Here is a 15970-nt window from a genome sequence, read left to right on the forward strand (position 1 = left end):
TTTCTTGAGCGGTTGTACAGGTTGTCTAATTATTTGGGTCGCAAAGAGCGACAAAGGGGATTTCTCATGGACAGACTACAGCGGCTAAATCAACTACCGGAACATGAGGTCTATGACACGCGAGTCGTCCTGAAGCGCACAGGCGACAGCGAGACCGCACAGGATGACTACGCCCTTCGGCGTGTGCCTGCTACCTGGCGATGGAGCGCGTGGGGATCGCTCTGGGCCTTCAGTGGCATGTCCACGGCCATGGCCTACCCGCTGACCGCGGCGTTGCTCGCGATGGTGCTGGGTGGCAGCGCAGTGGTATGCGCCTTGATCCTTTCCATGCTCTACACGTGGGTAGGCGTCTGGTACATGTCGAAGAAGGCGGCCAACGAAGGCGCTATCCTCGAACTCATCAGCAAGCATACGTTCGGCTTCAAGGGCTCCGCGTACCAGATCGTGGTATTCGGGCTGCTCGGCACCATCTATTTCTCGCTCGAAGGCCATGTGATGGCGACGGCGCTGACGGAGTCGGTGCCCATGCTGTCGTACAAGCTCAGCGCCGCATTGATCTGCGTGGCGTTCATTCCGCTGACCATGTATGGCATGCAGTTTCTGTCGCGCTTTCAGTCGCTGACCGTGTGGCTCTATGCGTTGGGCATTGTGCTGGCGCTGGTAGGGCTGTTTGGCGGCTGGTCGAGCGACATTAGCAGCAAGCTTGCAAGTGCTCGCTGGTGGGAAGTGAATCCCGGCAATGCGCCGTTTAGCTGGGTAGCGGTACTGAGCGCGTTCGGCGCATTCAGTGGGTTGCTGGGTTCCATCCTGGTTCTGCTTTGCACCGATACGGCCCGTTTTGCAAGGCGCCACGAAGCGGGCAAGGTCGCTGCGTTGACGTCGCTCATCGGGGCCACTGTGCCTGTGATCGCCACGACGCTGTTTGGTATCTATCTGCTTGCGAGTTCCGGTGGCAAGGTGCCGGATCCCGGTGTCTCGCTGGTTCGCCTCCTCGGCTCGGCTGGCTTGTTCCTGATCATCGTGACGCAATTGCGCGTGAACGTCATCAACGTGTATTTCGGTACGAACGCGCTTGAAAATTTTGCATCGCAAGTATTCAAGCTTAACTGGAAGCGTTCCCGGTTTCTCATCCCTTTCATGATCATCGCGTACTTGATCGTGACCTCGCCGTTCCTCGCCTACTTCGGCACGATCATGACGATGCTCAGCGTCTTCCTGTTCAACTGGACCATGGTGTTGTTCGGCGACCTGATGCTGGTGCGCAAGCGTTTCGACCTTCCACAATGGTCTGAATTCCGTCGTGGTTATGTTGCCCAGTACAACAAGATCGGCATGATCTCCATGTGGGTCCCAACCGTGGTCGGCGTGGTCATGGGCAGCGGGTTTTTCGGTGTGAAAGTCCAGGCGTTGGCAGTACCGCTGTCCGGTGCCGCGGCTTTCCTGATGCCGACGCTCGTCAGTCGGATGATGTCGCGCAAAAGCGTGATAGACCAGTATTTCGCACGAATTCCCGAGAGCGTTGCCGCGCTTTCCGAGGAGCATCAGTGCGATGTCTGTACGCACAGTTTCCACCGGTCCGACTTCGTACTGTGCCCGTATCACGGGGGCAAATTCATCTGCTCGAACTGCTGCGCCGCGGAGAAGTCGTGCGGGACAATGTGTCACACCGAGTCGATCGTGTCAGCACCGGCCAGCCGTAAAGGTGCGCCGGTGACGGCCGCCGGGACAGTCTGAAAGATGCATTCACAAGGAGTCTCCATGAACAGCCCCAGGCATTTCGATCACTTGTACGTGAAGGGAATGGACATCGAACTGCATCTGCTTTCCAAAGGCAACCGAGGCGGAATTCCGGTGATCTTCCTGCCCGGCATTACCAGCTACAGCCGCTCGGTGATGCGCATGCTCGACCTGATGCCAGACGATTATCATTCGCTTGCACTCGACATCCGTGGCCGCGGGCGTTCGAGCTGGCCGAAGCGAGGATATCGGCTGGCGGACTACGTTGGCGACCTGCTCGATGTACTGAACGCGCTTGCCGACAATCCGGTCTCGCCAGTTCTCGTCGGCCATTCGATGGGCGCGCGGATTGCCGCCGCGTTTGCGGCGCGTCATTCGTCGCTGGTGTCGGGTCTGGTGCTGATCGATCCGCCTGTCAACGGCCCCGGCCAGAGGCAGGTGTATCCAAACGCGCTCTCGATGTTCCTGCAGCAGAAGGCGGCAGCCGACCTGAACGACATGGCATCGTTCCGAAGCTATTTGCCGTCGTTCTCTGACGCTGCGCTGGAAGAACGGGCGGATGAGTATCGCAACTGCAGTCAGCAGGCATTGATCGAGTCCTATGAGTCTTTGCTGAGCGAGCCGTTCCAGATCCATGTGAAGGCCGTTACCTGTCCGATGCTTCTGCTTGCCGCCGAACACGGCGATACGATCCGTGAGACGGAGTTTGCGTCGCTTAAAGCGCTCAACGAGCGCCTGCGCGGGGTGCGCGTTCCGGGCGTCGGCCACATGATCTACAAGGATGCTCCTGAAGAGACGGCGCGGCATATTGTCGAGTTTGTCGGCGAACATGCTCGCCGGCCGGTAGGTGAGCGTTAAGCGGATGGCACACGACGCAGCTCACGGTCCGGTCCCCAAGACCCTGACGTTCGGGCCCGACGGGATCAGGCAGATCGCTAGCGGCGTGAAGATACTGGCCGGCGCCATGCGGCGTGCTTATGGACCGAGACGCAGCCTCGTCGTGATGGCGCGTCTGCTGGACTCTCCATTGCTGGTATCGAGCGCGTGGCAGATCGCGAAGGGGTTCGAGTGCGAAGGGCGCCTGCCGAACATCGGCGTGAGACTGCTTCAGGAAGCACTGGACGATGTCAGGGCCAGCGCGGGCGACGGCGGTACGACGACCGCTATCCTGCTCGATGAAATGCTTCGCGATGGCCTTCGTTGCATCGTCGCCGGCATCAATCCTCAAGGTCTCTGGCGCGGCATGGAAAGGGCTACGTCGACGGCCCTTAACGCCATACGGGCAACCGCGTGGACCCTCGACGATGACTTCGTGGTGGCCTCGCTGCTGAACGCCAGCGGGTTCGACGTGGCCCTGTCGCGGCTGATTCAGGAAGCGGTCAGCCGTGTCGGTGTCACAGGGATGATCCGCGTGATCGAATCGACGAAAGCGGTTTGCGAACTCATCGTTCACGATGGCATGTTTTTCGAGCGCGGATTGGTGTCGAACTTGCTTGCGACCAATACCACCAAGGTCGAGGCGAGGCTGCATAGACCTTATGTGTTCGTCACCGATCGCGTGCTCGCATCGCACAACGACGTGCTCGGGATTCTCGATCAAGTCCACGCGAAGGGTGGGGCGCTGTTTATAGTCGCCGATGATGTGCAAGGCGACGCGCTGTCGACGCTGATCAGCAATCAACTCGGCAACGTCATGGCAGTCGCCGCTATCCGCTCGCCCGAGTACGGCGAGCAACGCGACGAGGTGTTGCAAGACATCGCTGTCAGCACCGGTGGGCTGGTCCATCAACAGGCCATGCACAGCGCAGTGCCCTTCGAATGTTTTGGCCGCGCGGACGAGATCGTCATCACCAGGGATTCGACGCTGATCATCGGTCCGCATCGCAACGACTTGCAGTGTGCGGTCCGGTTGGGCCAGGTTCAGGATGATATCGGCCCGGCGCTATCGCAGTTCGATCAGGAACGCTTGCAGCGGCGGGTCGGTAATCTAAAAGGCGGGACGGCTGAGCTGCGGATTGGTGGTGCAACGGACGTTGAAATGGGCGAGTTGCAGGAGAAAGCCGTCTATCTCCTGCACGCTATTCGAACCGGGTTAAAACATGGCGTGGTTGCCGGCGCGGGTTCCACTTATGTCAAGGTTGCCGCGAACATGACCGGCATGCCGGCAGTGAATGCGGATGAACAAGCGGGCGTCGATGTTGTGCGGCGGGCGCTCGAAGCCCCAGCGCGGCAGTTGTTAAGCAATTCACATATTGATGATCTTTTGGTTGATCAGATTATCAAGCGATACAGAATGGTTGGTAGTGATCTGGTCTATGACCTTGACGGTGGCGGCTGGACAAACACGCTCGTCGGCGGCTTGGTCGATCCGGTTCTCGCGTTAACCGAACCCCTGCGCGTCGCCACGTCGATGGCAGGGCTGCTGCTAAACACCGGAGCAGTGGTCAGCGACGATCTGATGATCAACTAGCCCGGTTTCCTTAACGCACTCAGGAGTAAGACATGTCCGTAAGCGATGCAGTGATGTTCGATGCGTGGATGCAGGTGCTTAAACTATCGCGTCTCAAACGCGGACAGATGGTCACCGTGCTGACATCCGTCGATACCCATCCGCAAACACTTTCGTCCGCCATGTCGGCGGCGCATGCGCTCGGCGCGACCGTCAACCGGCTCGAATTGCCGCCGGTCAACGCGGAGAAATCGCTAAGCCGCGACGCGCTTGCGTATGTCGGCACGACGCCGCTTACCGGCAATCGCGCGGCGATGGCTGCGCTAAAAGAAAGCGACCTGGTCATCGATCTGATGCTGTTGCTGTTTTCACCGGAGCAGCATGAGATCCTGCAATCAGGTACGAAGATCCTGCTGGCAGTAGAGCCGCCTGAAATACTTGCCCGGCTGGTACCCACCGAAGAAGATCGCGTGCGCGTGCTCGCGGCGGCCGAGCGCCTCGCGGCAGCGCGCAGCATGCACGTCAGCTCTGCTGCGGGCACCGACTTGCATTGCGCTGTTGGCGACTATCCGCTGCTCAAGGAATACGGTTTCGTCGATGAACCGGGCCGATGGGATCACTGGCCGAGCGGATTTCTAGCGACATGGCCGAACGAAGGAAAAACGCACGGGCGGATCGTGCTCGATCGTGGCGATATCCTGTTGCCGATGAAATCGTATGTTCAGCAACCGATCGAGTTGACCGTCGAGGCGGGCTATGTCACGAGCATAAAGGGGGGCCTCGACGCCGACTTGCTCAACGATTATATGGACGCCTTCGGGGACCCGGAGTCGTACGCGATCTCGCATATCGGCTGGGGCTTGCAGCCTCGTGCGCGCTGGTCCGTGCTGGGGCTTTACGACCGCGAGCGCACGATTGGGATGGATGCCCGGGCATTCGCCGGCAATTTCCTGTTCTCACTCGGGCCGAACACGGAGGCCGGTGGTACACGTGATACGCCTTGTCATATTGATATCCCGATGCGGCGCTGCTCCGTGTCACTGGACGGTGTCGATGTGGTGCGTAATGGCAAACTGATCGACGATGAGGTGATGGCATGACAATCGCAAACGACGAGCAGCGCTACAAACGGCAAGGATTCGGTGCTGCGCTTGGCGTGAGTGGGCGAATCGGCTTATTGATTGTCGACTTCGTTGTCGGGTTTGCCGATCCCGACGCATTCGGCGGCGGCAACATTCGGGAGGCTATCGCGGCGACCGTGCCCGTGCTAGCAGAGGCTCGCCGTCGGGGCTGGCCGGTGGCTCATACCCGGATCGTTTTCGCCGACGACGCAGGCGATCACAACATTTTCGCTGCCAAGGTTCCCACGCTGCTTGCGTTGACCGAGACCGCCGCCGGCAGCGCAATCGTGCCCGAACTGACGCCCGTCGAAGGCGAACTGGTTGTGAGAAAAACGGTACCTTCGGCCTTCTTCGAGACCGGTCTGCGCTCCTGGCTCACACAGCGTGGCGTCGAGACACTGTTGATCGCAGGCACAACGACGAGCGGCTGCGTCAGGGCCAGCGTGATCGATGCCATGTCGTGCGGATTCAAACCAGTTGTCCTGGAAGACTGCGTTGGCGATCGCGCCCTGGGACCGCATGAATCGAACCTGTTCGACATGGGTCAGAAAAACGCCGACGTGCTGAGGTTCGCGGGGGTTCTTGCGCAATTGTCGTGACGTCCTGGCGTCAATGGATCCCGGACGTGCGCGCAGCGTCATCGTCCGGGGGGCGCGGATAGCAGTTCGAAGTTGAAAATGTTGGTTAGTTATTTAGGTATCCGATATTTATTTTTGTAAGAAGATCAATACGACGTTGTCCGTCAAATCCATCAATATCAAACAAAAGATACCACTATGAAAACCTTCAGACGGACTCTTCCGTTTCTGTCGATTGCGTTCGCCGTGTCAGCGCACGCGCAGTCCTCGGTAACACTTTATGGCGACATGGATCTGGGCATCCAGTATTTGACGCATGCGGGCAGCGGCGGGGGTAAAACAATAGGTTTGCAGTCCGGCAATGAGCAGCCGAGCCGCTTCGGTTTTACCGGATCAGAAGACTTGGGCGGTGGATATGCTGCCGTCTTCAGGCTCGAATCCGGATTCAATCCGGGTACCGGCGGCTACACCATTCCAGGAACCCCTTTCGATCGATACGCCTATGTCGGCTTGAGTAGTAATAAGTTGGGCACGCTGACGCTGGGTCGCCAGCGAAGCATCTTGTTCGAGCAATCGCTGTTCTATGACCCGACCTATCTCGCCGAATACTCATCGGAATCGACGAATTACATTCCGGTGTCCAGCTTCAACCAGAACAGCTCGGTCAAATGGGCGAGTCCGGTGTACGGCGGATTCTCAAGCGTCTTGATGGTTGGTTTTGGACAGCAACTGGCAGGCAATGCGACTGCGGGCCGCTTCGCCAATGGGGCGCTAATATGCGAAAAAAATTCGTTCGGCGCGCATGTCGTCTATGAACAGAGCCGCGGTTCCGTGGCGACGGGTGCTGACTTGTCGTCGGCGGTCGATCGGCGCATCAATGGCGCCGTTCGCTATGCAATCGGCGACGCTACCGTCTATGGCGGCTATACGCATAACAGCGGTGACCTGCATCTCTCGCCAGCCGGATACACCTACTACGGCGGCTTGCAGTATCGCCTGTCGCCGGCGTTAGCGCTGGTCGGGGAGGCCGCGCACTATCACACGAGTGACAATGAGGGCCAGCCGACGTGGTTCATTGCCGGGGCGACGTATTCGCTGTCGAAGCGCACGAGTATCTATGTTTACGGCGGCATCCTGAAAAATCACGGAGGAACGTCGTTCACGCTTAATACGTACGACTTCAATTCGCCGGGCGGCTTTGATCAGACCGGCGTGATGATCGGCCCGAATCAACTTTTTTGACCGGCGCAAGGAGAATACCGGCTGGATCGCCGGCAGCAGCGGCCTATGCGACCAGATACCCGCCGTCGACCGGGACAACCGCGCCTGTCATGAAGGCTGCCGCCGGCGAGCACAGGAAAGCGACGACTTGCGCGACATCGTCAGGCTGGCCCCAGCGTTTCATCGGCGTGCGGTCGAGGATAGCTTGCGACCGGTGTTCGTCGGCCTGTAGTGCTTGCGTCAAGGGCGTCGCGATCCAGCCGGGAGCCACCGCATTCACGCGGATGCCATCGGCCGCATAGGCGATCGCAAGTGACTTCGTCAACTGCACAATGCCGCCCTTGCTTGCGCTGTACGCCGGCACAAGTCCACCGCCGAAAAAACTGAGCATCGATGCCGTGTTCACGATCGTCCCGCCGCTCGCCTTGAGTCTCTCGCGCGCCGCGGCGCACACGCGCATCGTGCCGCTAAGGTTCACGGCGATCACACACTCGAACACATCGATCTCAAGCTCGTCGCCGCGCCGGATCATTCCCGCGCAATTGATGAGCATATCGATCGAGCCTGCTCGCTCGACGAGGGCCGCAACGCTCGCATCGTTGCTGACGTCGAGCTCAACGACATCAATGTCTCGTCCAAACGCCTCGCGCTGGGAATCGGTTGGCGCAATCCCGCCCACGACCACGCGTGCACCCAGGCGAGCCAGGCGCTGCGCGATGCCTGCGCCGATACCCTGTGTCCCGCCCGTCACGACGGCGGTCTTGCCGTTGAAAAGATCAGTTTGAAAAGTCATGTTGGTCAGGCAGAAAAATCGGAAACAGCTGCAGAGGAGACAGCAGTTTCACTGTCCTCAATCTTCGTTTTAACGATAAACATATAAACCAGCGCAGCAGCAAACGCTACCGCCGCGCTGATCAGGAACGCATTGACAAAGGAGTGCGTCCGGTCCACGACGATGCCGGTGACAAACGGTGCAAACGATCCGCCGAAATAGCCACCGAAATTCTGGATGCTGGCAAGCGACGCCACCATGTGACGGGGCGCCGCGACCGTCGCGAGCGCCCAGCATGCGCCGCTCGCCAGATTAACGAAGTACATCGCGGCGCAGAGGTACACCATCGCGAGCGTCAGGTTGGGCGTGAATGCAGCCGGCACGGTGAAGAGGGCCGCGCCGAGGAGGCCAACGCAGATCGGCCACTTGCGGCTTCTCATGGGCGCCATGCCACGTGCCATCAGCCCGTCCGCCACGAAGCCGCTCGACAGCATGCCGAGCGTGCCGAACAGATAAGGAATCGAAACGAGCCACCCCGTGCTGGCGATGGAAAGGTGACGCTCGTGTTCGAGATACGCGGGCAGCCAGGTGAGATAGAGCCATACCATGTAGATCACGCCCATGTTGCCGAAGATCATGCCCCACGTGGTCGACTTGCTGAACAGGCCGCGCCACTCGCGCATCGTCATGCGGCGTTCGGCGCGCTGTTCTGGTTCACCTTCAGTCAGATAGGCGATCTCGTCGCGCTCGAGCGGGACCTTGCGGCGATCGCGATAGACAAGGTACCAGCCGATCGATACGGCAATGCCGAGCACACCCATGACGATGAACATCGTGCGCCAGCCGAAGATCAGCAGGAGCGCGGTGAGCACGGGCGGAGCAAGAGCGGGGCCAATGGTCGACGACGTAATGAAGATGCCCGTTGGCCGGCCACGTTCATGCACGCCAAACCACTCGCTGACGACTTTGGCGCCAGCAGGAAAATTAGGCGCTTCGCCGAGCCCGAGCGCCACGCGTGCCACGAGGAATTGCGGCAGGCTCGACACCAGGCCGCCGCAGAGCTGCGCGCTCGACCAGATGAACATGCCAAGGCCGAGCATCACGCGCGCGCCGAAGCGATCGAGCAACATGCCGATGGGCAATTGCGAGAACGCATAGGCGAACGAGAAGGCTGACAGCAGCAGGCCCATCTGCGACGCCGACAGTCCCAGTTCCTGGCTCACGGAATGGTTGGCTATCGAGAGGGTGCTTCTATCGAGGTAATTGACGATGCCGGCAAGCGTCAAGAACGCGATGGCAACGACCTGAATATGCTTCAGGCGAGGGGATTTCAGAAGCATGGTGTCTCCTCCAATGCTTTTCGTCACTTTGAGCGACGTCTGTTGTTATTGACGGGAAAGGCGAGCGTTACCGGATGAACTGGTCGGCGAAGTCCTCACCGAGTCCGACCGATGCAAAGTGTTTGCGGCACATGTCGACCTTGGTGAAAACGTCTTCGTAGCCGGTGTAATTGCCATACGGGTCGCAATAGAACATCACGCCATTGACTTGGAAGTAGGTGATCATTTCTTCCACGTCTTCAGGCACATATAACGTATGGGTTTCACCGGGCGGCTCGAATACATAGCTGCCTTCAGTCGCTTCCCAATCGTGTTCGAGATACCGCCAGCGGCCCTTGAGGACCATGCCATGCACGGCTTGCGGATGCCGGTGCCGGCTGAGCACGCCGGATTTGCGCACGCGCAGGAGGTTCATCCAGTATCCCGTCGATACGTTCAGACACAGCGGACGGAACCAGACGTTCTCGGCTTGCGGAACCCAGAGGCGTTCGTCGGTGGGTATCGCCGATTCAACGACGATCTCCTTTGCCGCTTCCTTGGGGAACGGCAATTGGTACGGCGTCATTGCATCCGCCGAGGGTTTGGCTACAGCCATGCGTTGCCTCCTGGTAATAGTCAGTAGTGGGAAATGTCGATAACGGCACCGCGCCGACGATGCGCCGTGACCCATCTGCATTGCGCCGGAGCCGTATCGTGGTGGTTATTTCGCTGCCCGCTTATTGCCGATCACGGCCCGTGAATAGGGTCCGAGGACGGGGCCATCGCCTGCGACCGTCGTCCGGCGAAACACCCGGCGATACTTGCTCATATCGTAGGCTTCCGCTTTATGCAGCATCGTCCGGTTGTCCCAGACAACGAGATCGCCCTTTTCCCACTCGTGGAAGTACGTGAACTCCGACTGCGAGATGTGCTCGACGAGTTTCCTGTGAAGCGCCTGGCCCTCCTCGAGTGGCAAGCCGCTGATTTCATTTCCCGCGTTTGCCGTGAAATATAGCGAACGCTCGTTGCCGCGGTCCGGATGCACGCGCACTAGCGGTTGGCTCACCGGGGGCACGCTTTCCTTCTCATGCTTTGAAACCGGCGGCAGTTCCGGGAACAACCGGCGGCCGAATTCGTAGGTGTGAACCATGTGCAGCGGTTCGATTTCGTCCTTGAGCGCCTCGGGCAGGGCGGCGTACGCCTTGATCATGTTCGAAAAACCGGTGCGTCCGCCCGGCGCGCCTTTGGGCATGACCTCGATTCCGTAGAGCAACGAGACGAATGCCGGGACATATCGATACGAACTGTCGGTATGCCAGCGTGCATTGACCTTCTGGAAGATCACGCGGAAATCCGTTTCGGGCAGACTCTGCCCGTCGGCCGAGACGTTCGCCACGTGATACACCGTGGCAGCAGCCACCGTCTTGTCTTCTTCCGGGAAATCTTCGAGCGGACCCCATTGTTTCGAGAACTCGATCTGCTGCGCCTCGCTCAACGCCTGTTTGCGAAAGCACAGCACGCCGTATCGCCCAATCGCTTTTTTCAATTCGTCGATGGTCTCGCCGCTCAACGGTTGCGTGAGATCCAGCCCCGTTACCTCGGCGCCGAGCGCATCGCCCAATGGTGAAATTACATAGTCCGTCGCTGCTGTCGTTTGCTCCATCGTCTTCTCCAAAGTGTCAGGTTTGTTGTGGCATGCCACTGGCATGCCACGAATGGAGGCGATAATAAAACGTCGTCACGAGTGAGGACAACGGGGAGTTAACCCTTAGTGATGCAGCATGAAACCGGATGCCAGGGGAGGGTTCGGGACGGTCGGGTCAACCAAGGCTGTGGTGGTGCGGCAGCGTGGCGTTCGCGAATTCGACGAGATAATCGATCAGTTGATTCGACGCCGCGCCTGCAAGCGCTGGATCGCCTGACGCAATCGATTCGACGAGATGGCAGTGAATGGGGCCGATTCCGGCCAGCGCCGTATGTTCGTCGTGGTGATAGAACCAGAAGCGGCGCGACACCGTATGCAGCATGGACGCCAGCGCTGCCGCCGTGCCATTTCTCGCCGCTTTCGAGAGTAACTGGTTCAGCTCGGCGTCGAGCCGCAGGAACTCTCGCACGTCGTTGCCGGCGACTGCTTTTAGGGTGAGCGCGAAGTTATCGGTGAACAACGCACGTTCTGCCATGCTCGAGCGCTTCGCGGCGGCCGCGCTCAGCAGGCGGTCGAGTTCACGCCGGGTTTCGAGCACTTCGAACTGGCGGCGGACATCGATGGTCGTCACCACGACGCCGCGCCGCGGAATGATTTCCACGAGATATTCCCGCGCGAGCCGCTGCAGCGCTTCACGGATGGGCGTGGTGCCAATGCCGAGTTCGCGGCTGAGTATCGATTCGGAAACGAGCGAGCCGGGCGCCAGGTCCAGCGTGACGATCATTTCCTCCAGCCGCCGATACGCCTCCTGATTGAGCGTGGTGCCCGGCCGCGGCACCGGTTCGGCGGCAGGGGCGGCTTCATTCGTGTCGGTGAGGTGCTGCACAGCACAAGTCTCCCAAGGCAAGCAGTAATCTGTAATCTGGTTTGGTGTTTCGCAAGATGCGTGCGTCAACCTATAGCTTACCTGAGCAAGAATTTAGACAGGCGTTGACCACGGTGTGCGTGGCCGGCGGGCTATCTCGCTCCGGCGTTGACTATTGCTTTCATCAGCATGCCTGCTCCGGGCGACAAAGGGGCGTCGCGCCGTGTCACCAGTTCATAGGGTTCGCTAAGTGACGAGAACTGCAGCGGCAGGGCGCAGGCAATACCATGCCCGATACAAAAGTCCGCGACGTCCGTCGATACCAGCGCGACGAAGGAGACGTTTTTCTGCAGGAGAGAGACCGTTGCGAACGCCGACGTGGTCTCCAGCAGATGGGTGGGGAATCGAAGTCCAGCGTCGTGGAATTCGCGTTCGAGCAGCAGCCGCATCGGCATGTTCGCCCGATAGACAACCCACCGATAATTCGCGAGATCCTTGAGTGCGACGCGGCGCTTGCGCGCGAGCGGATGCGACGCATTGGCAATGACCGCAAGCGTTTCTTCACGTACGAACACGCTGTCATACAGGTACGGCGTCTGGCTCACGCTCGTGCGGCAAATGGCGAGATCGAGGCGCCCTGCGTCAATCAAGCTGAGCAGGGCAGCGCTCGTGTCTTCGACGATTTCGACCGACATCTCCGGTTGCTCCGCGCTCACCGAAGTAAGCGCGTCCGCGAGGAGCGGAACTGAGCCCATGATTACGCCCACCGATACGCGTCCACCATAACCGCGCATGACGCCGACGATCTCCTCGCGCAGATGGGCGAGATCAGTCTGGATCAGTCGCGCGTAGCGGATCACGCAATGTCCAACTGCGTTCGGCTCCAATCCGCGATTGGTGCGCACGAAGAGACGCGCGCCGAAAGTGGTTTCGATCTCGTGCAGGGCTTTGCTGGCGCCCGGTTGCGTCAACGCCAGCTGTTTCGCCGCGCCAAGCAGGGACCCGTGTTCTCCAAGCGCGATCAAAAGACGTAACTGCTTTACGTGCAGACGGGAAATGATCGAGTCGAGCGACGGGATCATCGGACTTGAGAAAAAGTAATAGCGGTATCAAATGTTGTCAATACCGCGACGGCGTGTTGGTCCATATACTGCGGAATTCCCGTGGTTTATCGGGTCGGGAAAACGAATCCCCGGCAAGAGCATCGCTCCCCTATAACTCTTCCTCAACTGTCATGTCCCTTATCAACTACATAACCCAAATCCAGTTTGAATATGGCGCGATTCGGCTGCTGGCCGGTGAATGCGAGCGCATCGGCATACGCCGGCCTTTGATCGTGACGGATGCGGGCATCCGGGAAGCGGGCATTGTCGACACCGTACTGGCGGCGCTCGCCAGCACAAGAGATTTGCCGGTGTTCGATCGCACCCCGCCGAACCCGAACGAGGGCGTCGTGCGGGACGCTGTCGCAATGTATCGGGCGCATGGATGCGACGGTGTGATCGCGGTGGGCGGCGGCTCGTCGATCGATCTGGCGAAGGGTGTCGCTGTTTGCGCCACGCATGACGGTCCGCTGCAAAGCTTCGCGGTGATTGAAGGCGGCGCGGCGCGCATCACGGCGGCGACGGCGCCCGTTATCGCGATTCCGACCACGGCGGGAACCGGCAGTGAAGTAGGTCGCGGCGCAATCCTGATTCTCGACGACGGCCGTAAGGTCGGGGTGATTTCTCCTTACGTGGTGCCAAGGGTTGCCATCTGCGATCCAGAGCTCACGCTCGGCCTGCCGCCGATGCTCACGGCCGCCACCGGCATGGACGCCATCGCGCATTGCCTCGAAACGTTCATGTCACCGGCATTTAATCCGCCCGCCGACGGCATCGCGCTGGACGGCCTGTGGCGCGCGTGGCGCCACATCGAACGTGCGACTCGCCATCCCACCGACCGCGCCGCGCGCCTGAACATGATGAGCGCGTCGATGCAGGGCGCGCTCGCCTTCCAGAAAGGTCTCGGATGCGTGCACAGCCTGAGCCATTCTCTTGGAGGCATCAATCCGCGCCTTCACCACGGTACGCTCAACGCGATCTTCCTGCCAGCCGTCATCGCCTTTAATCGCGCGGCGCCTTCAATGCAGGAAGAAACCAAGCTCGAACGCATTGCACAGGCGATGGGTCTTGCATCGGCTGACGAGGTCGGCCCGGCGATCCGTGTGATGACCGCAGCGCTCGGACTGCCGCTTGGTGTCGCGGAACTCGGCGTGACGCGCGAGATGTTTCCACGCATTGTTGCCGGCGCCCTGAAGGACCATAGCCACAAGACCAATCCACGCGAAGCGACGACCGATGACTACCTCACGTTGCTCGAAGCATCGATGTAACACCGCGATGCCGAGCGCTTAGGAGCGCGCTGGGCAACAATAAAAACCCGCAGACAACAATGTCGAGGTGCTGCAGTGACCATCGACTCTCATTTTGCTATTTTTGTCACGGGCCTTGTCTTCACCCAAGGCGTCTCGACACGGTGCCTGACACGCAAGCGTGCCCCGGCCCGAATACGAGGCACCCGGTCCCTCTCGCCGGATCATTTCACTGGATCTGCAGCCGACACCACTGCCGGCGGAACGCCAAAAAATTCGTCGGCGGCCACCGGCCGCCGGTAGAGGTAGCCCTGACCGTAGGGAATCCCCAGCCTCCGCAGTGCGTCATGCTGCGCTTGCGTTTCGACACCTTCGGCGATCACCTGCATGCCATAGTGTCCTGCCACGGCGGCGATTCCCTCAATAAGGCTCGCACCACCCTTGTCGACTTGCTCGATGAACTGCCTGTCGATCTTGACGAAATCGAACGGGAACCTCGCGAGCAGATCGAGGTTGCTGTGCTCCGTACCGAAGTCGTCTAGCGCGAAGCGCACGCCGTGTTCTCGCAGGGTCTCGAAGATCTTCCGAACTCGGGGATGCCGGGCCAGCAAGAAACGCTCGGTGACCTCGAGTACAAGAATCGTCGATTCAGGCAGTCGTTCAGTGAGCGCGAGCACTTCCGATACGAACTCTTTGCGTTCAAGGTCCATTGGCGCCACGTTGACAGCGATCCGGAACGGCGCGCTGCCGGTCGGCCCGCGGATATCGGCCGTGGCCCGTTGCAGCACAAACCGGGTGACGTCGGCGAGAAGGCTGCTCGATTCAACCTCCGCCATGAAGACAGCGGGGCTGATCGGCCCCCAGCGAGGATGACTCCAGCGCAGCAAGGCTTCGGCGCCCACAATGCGGCGGGTCGCGATGTCGACGACCGGTTGATAAACCACATGGAGCTGACCGGTCCTGAGCCCTTGCCGGACGGCGGACAGCAACAATCGCCGCGGCGCGAAGGCAAGCAGGTAGGCGGCGGCAATCAGGAGACTCAGCAGCACTCCGATCCCGAAATAGATCGCGCCGTACTTCCACCGCATCTGCGACGCGAAAGCGGGCGATGCCGCTACCGTCACGGAAAAGGGGAACCCGGCTGATCCTACCTGCGTGCCGGAGCGCTTCGTCACGGCGGCACCGGCCGCGGAAAATACATCGTTTTCGTCAACTGCACCGGACCCGATGACAGACAGTGTCACCTTGCTTGCGCCGTAGCGCAGGCCGTGCGCCAGAATATCTGCGATGTACGGGGCTTCGATAACGTACAACAGGCCGTTGCCATATCCAGTCGAGCGAAAGACTGGCAGTACAGGGATGGCAGGTTGGTAAGGGGTGCCACGGATCAGGCTGATGCCGGGATCGCGTTGCATGGTGGAGATGTAGGCCGACAACGGTACGTTCATCGGCCCTAACGCAGAGGAGCAATAGAGGCGTCCATTCTCAACGAGGTTGACGCCGCGCACGTAGCGGACGTATGTCTTCAATTCGGCGAGTTGCTTCGCCACGGTTTCACAAGGCTGGCCCGGCAGCCGATCGAACGGCTCGCGCTGACTGGACACTACATGATGCAGGATGCGCTCGACCGAATCGACCATGTCGCTGGCGACGAGTTGTTCGCGGGCACGGATCGCACCGGCCGCATGGTGCTCGCCGAACGCCACGGCGGACAGCATCACGCAGACGCCGCCAATCACCGCACTCGCACCCGAGATATTGCGTGCGGCGCCGCGTCCCCAGACCGGGCCACGATCGGGAAAGAAAGACGGGAATTGCCGAGCGGGTTTGAGCTTAAACACTCGAAAGTATTGTGTGAAAATCGAACGGGAGACACAGGCGTCGCGCATTCATCATACTTGTTCTTTGCT

At 59.9% G+C, this 15970-nt stretch carries 14 protein-coding genes; 7 read left to right on the top strand and 7 right to left on the bottom strand.

All coding sequences use genetic code 11. The features are described from left to right. The first annotated feature begins 66 nt into the window (after positions 1-66). From ACMX25_RS05855 to ACMX25_RS05880, 6 genes are all read left to right on the top strand, one after another. Entirely contained in the window at positions 67-1734 is a 1668-nt protein-coding gene (locus ACMX25_RS05855; protein WP_414948571.1) for a purine-cytosine permease family protein, read from the top strand. 24 nt (positions 1735-1758) lie between these two features. Further along, complete coding sequence (locus ACMX25_RS05860; protein WP_414948572.1) at positions 1759-2595, top strand: alpha/beta fold hydrolase; 837 nt, start codon at positions 1759-1761, stop codon at positions 2593-2595. Between the two features lie 4 nt (positions 2596-2599). Further along, positions 2600-4207 carry a chaperonin GroEL gene (gene groEL / locus ACMX25_RS05865; RefSeq protein WP_414948573.1) on the top strand — a complete coding sequence of 536 codons (1608 nt, stop codon included), beginning with the start codon at positions 2600-2602 and terminating at the stop codon, positions 4205-4207. A 32-nt stretch (positions 4208-4239) separates the two neighbouring features. Further along, entirely contained in the window at positions 4240-5286 is a 1047-nt protein-coding gene (locus tag ACMX25_RS05870; RefSeq protein WP_414948574.1) for a 2,5-dihydroxypyridine 5,6-dioxygenase, read from the top strand. Further along, a complete protein-coding gene (locus ACMX25_RS05875; protein ID WP_414948575.1) occupies positions 5283-5906 on the top strand; it encodes an isochorismatase family protein in 624 nt (207 codons plus the stop codon). Before ACMX25_RS05870 ends, ACMX25_RS05875 begins: the two co-directional genes overlap by 4 nt. A 177-nt stretch (positions 5907-6083) precedes the next feature. Then, a complete protein-coding gene (locus ACMX25_RS05880; protein WP_414948576.1) occupies positions 6084-7127 on the top strand; it encodes a porin in 1044 nt (347 codons plus the stop codon). A gap of 43 nt (positions 7128-7170) precedes the next feature. Here ACMX25_RS05880 and ACMX25_RS05885 read toward each other — a convergent pair whose 3' ends face one another. The 6 genes from ACMX25_RS05885 to ACMX25_RS05910 all read right to left on the bottom strand — a co-directional run bounded on the left by ACMX25_RS05885 (position 7171) and on the right by ACMX25_RS05910 (position 12789). Continuing rightward, positions 7171-7899, bottom strand: a complete 729-nt coding sequence (locus ACMX25_RS05885; RefSeq protein ID WP_414948577.1) for an SDR family NAD(P)-dependent oxidoreductase — start codon at positions 7897-7899, stop codon at positions 7171-7173. Positions 7900-7904: 5 nt separating this feature from the next. Beyond that, positions 7905-9218 (bottom strand): MFS transporter, encoded by a 1314-nt coding sequence (locus ACMX25_RS05890; RefSeq protein ID WP_414948578.1) that lies wholly within the window; start codon positions 9216-9218, stop codon positions 7905-7907. Between the two features lie 67 nt (positions 9219-9285). Then, on the bottom strand, positions 9286-9813 hold the full coding sequence (locus tag ACMX25_RS05895; protein ID WP_414948579.1) for a 2,4'-dihydroxyacetophenone dioxygenase family protein: 528 nt from the start codon (positions 9811-9813) through the stop codon (positions 9286-9288). 105 nt (positions 9814-9918) lie between these two features. Next, positions 9919-10860: a TauD/TfdA dioxygenase family protein gene (locus ACMX25_RS05900; RefSeq protein WP_414948580.1), complete on the bottom strand. Its 942-nt coding sequence runs from the start codon at positions 10858-10860 to the stop codon at positions 9919-9921. A gap of 157 nt (positions 10861-11017) precedes the next feature. Next, the gene (locus ACMX25_RS05905; RefSeq protein WP_414948581.1) at positions 11018-11728 is read right to left on the bottom strand and encodes a GntR family transcriptional regulator; all 711 of its coding nucleotides are present in this window, start codon (positions 11726-11728) and stop codon (positions 11018-11020) included. A 131-nt stretch (positions 11729-11859) separates the two neighbouring features. Next, positions 11860-12789: a LysR family transcriptional regulator gene (locus ACMX25_RS05910; RefSeq protein WP_414948582.1), complete on the bottom strand. Its 930-nt coding sequence runs from the start codon at positions 12787-12789 to the stop codon at positions 11860-11862. A gap of 152 nt (positions 12790-12941) precedes the next feature. Here ACMX25_RS05910 and ACMX25_RS05915 point away from each other — a divergent pair, with 152 nt between their 5' ends. Beyond that, positions 12942-14081 (top strand): iron-containing alcohol dehydrogenase, encoded by a 1140-nt coding sequence (locus ACMX25_RS05915; RefSeq protein ID WP_414948583.1) that lies wholly within the window; start codon positions 12942-12944, stop codon positions 14079-14081. A 203-nt stretch (positions 14082-14284) separates the two neighbouring features. Here the strand turns inward: ACMX25_RS05915 and ACMX25_RS05920 are convergent, their stop codons facing one another. Further along, the gene (locus ACMX25_RS05920) at positions 14285-15901 is read right to left on the bottom strand and encodes an EAL domain-containing protein (protein WP_414948584.1); all 1617 of its coding nucleotides are present in this window, start codon (positions 15899-15901) and stop codon (positions 14285-14287) included. Positions 15902-15970: the final 69 nt, after the last annotated feature.

This window comes from Caballeronia eucalypticola (assembly GCF_047608185.1).
Taxonomy (GTDB): domain Bacteria; phylum Pseudomonadota; class Gammaproteobacteria; order Burkholderiales; family Burkholderiaceae; genus Caballeronia.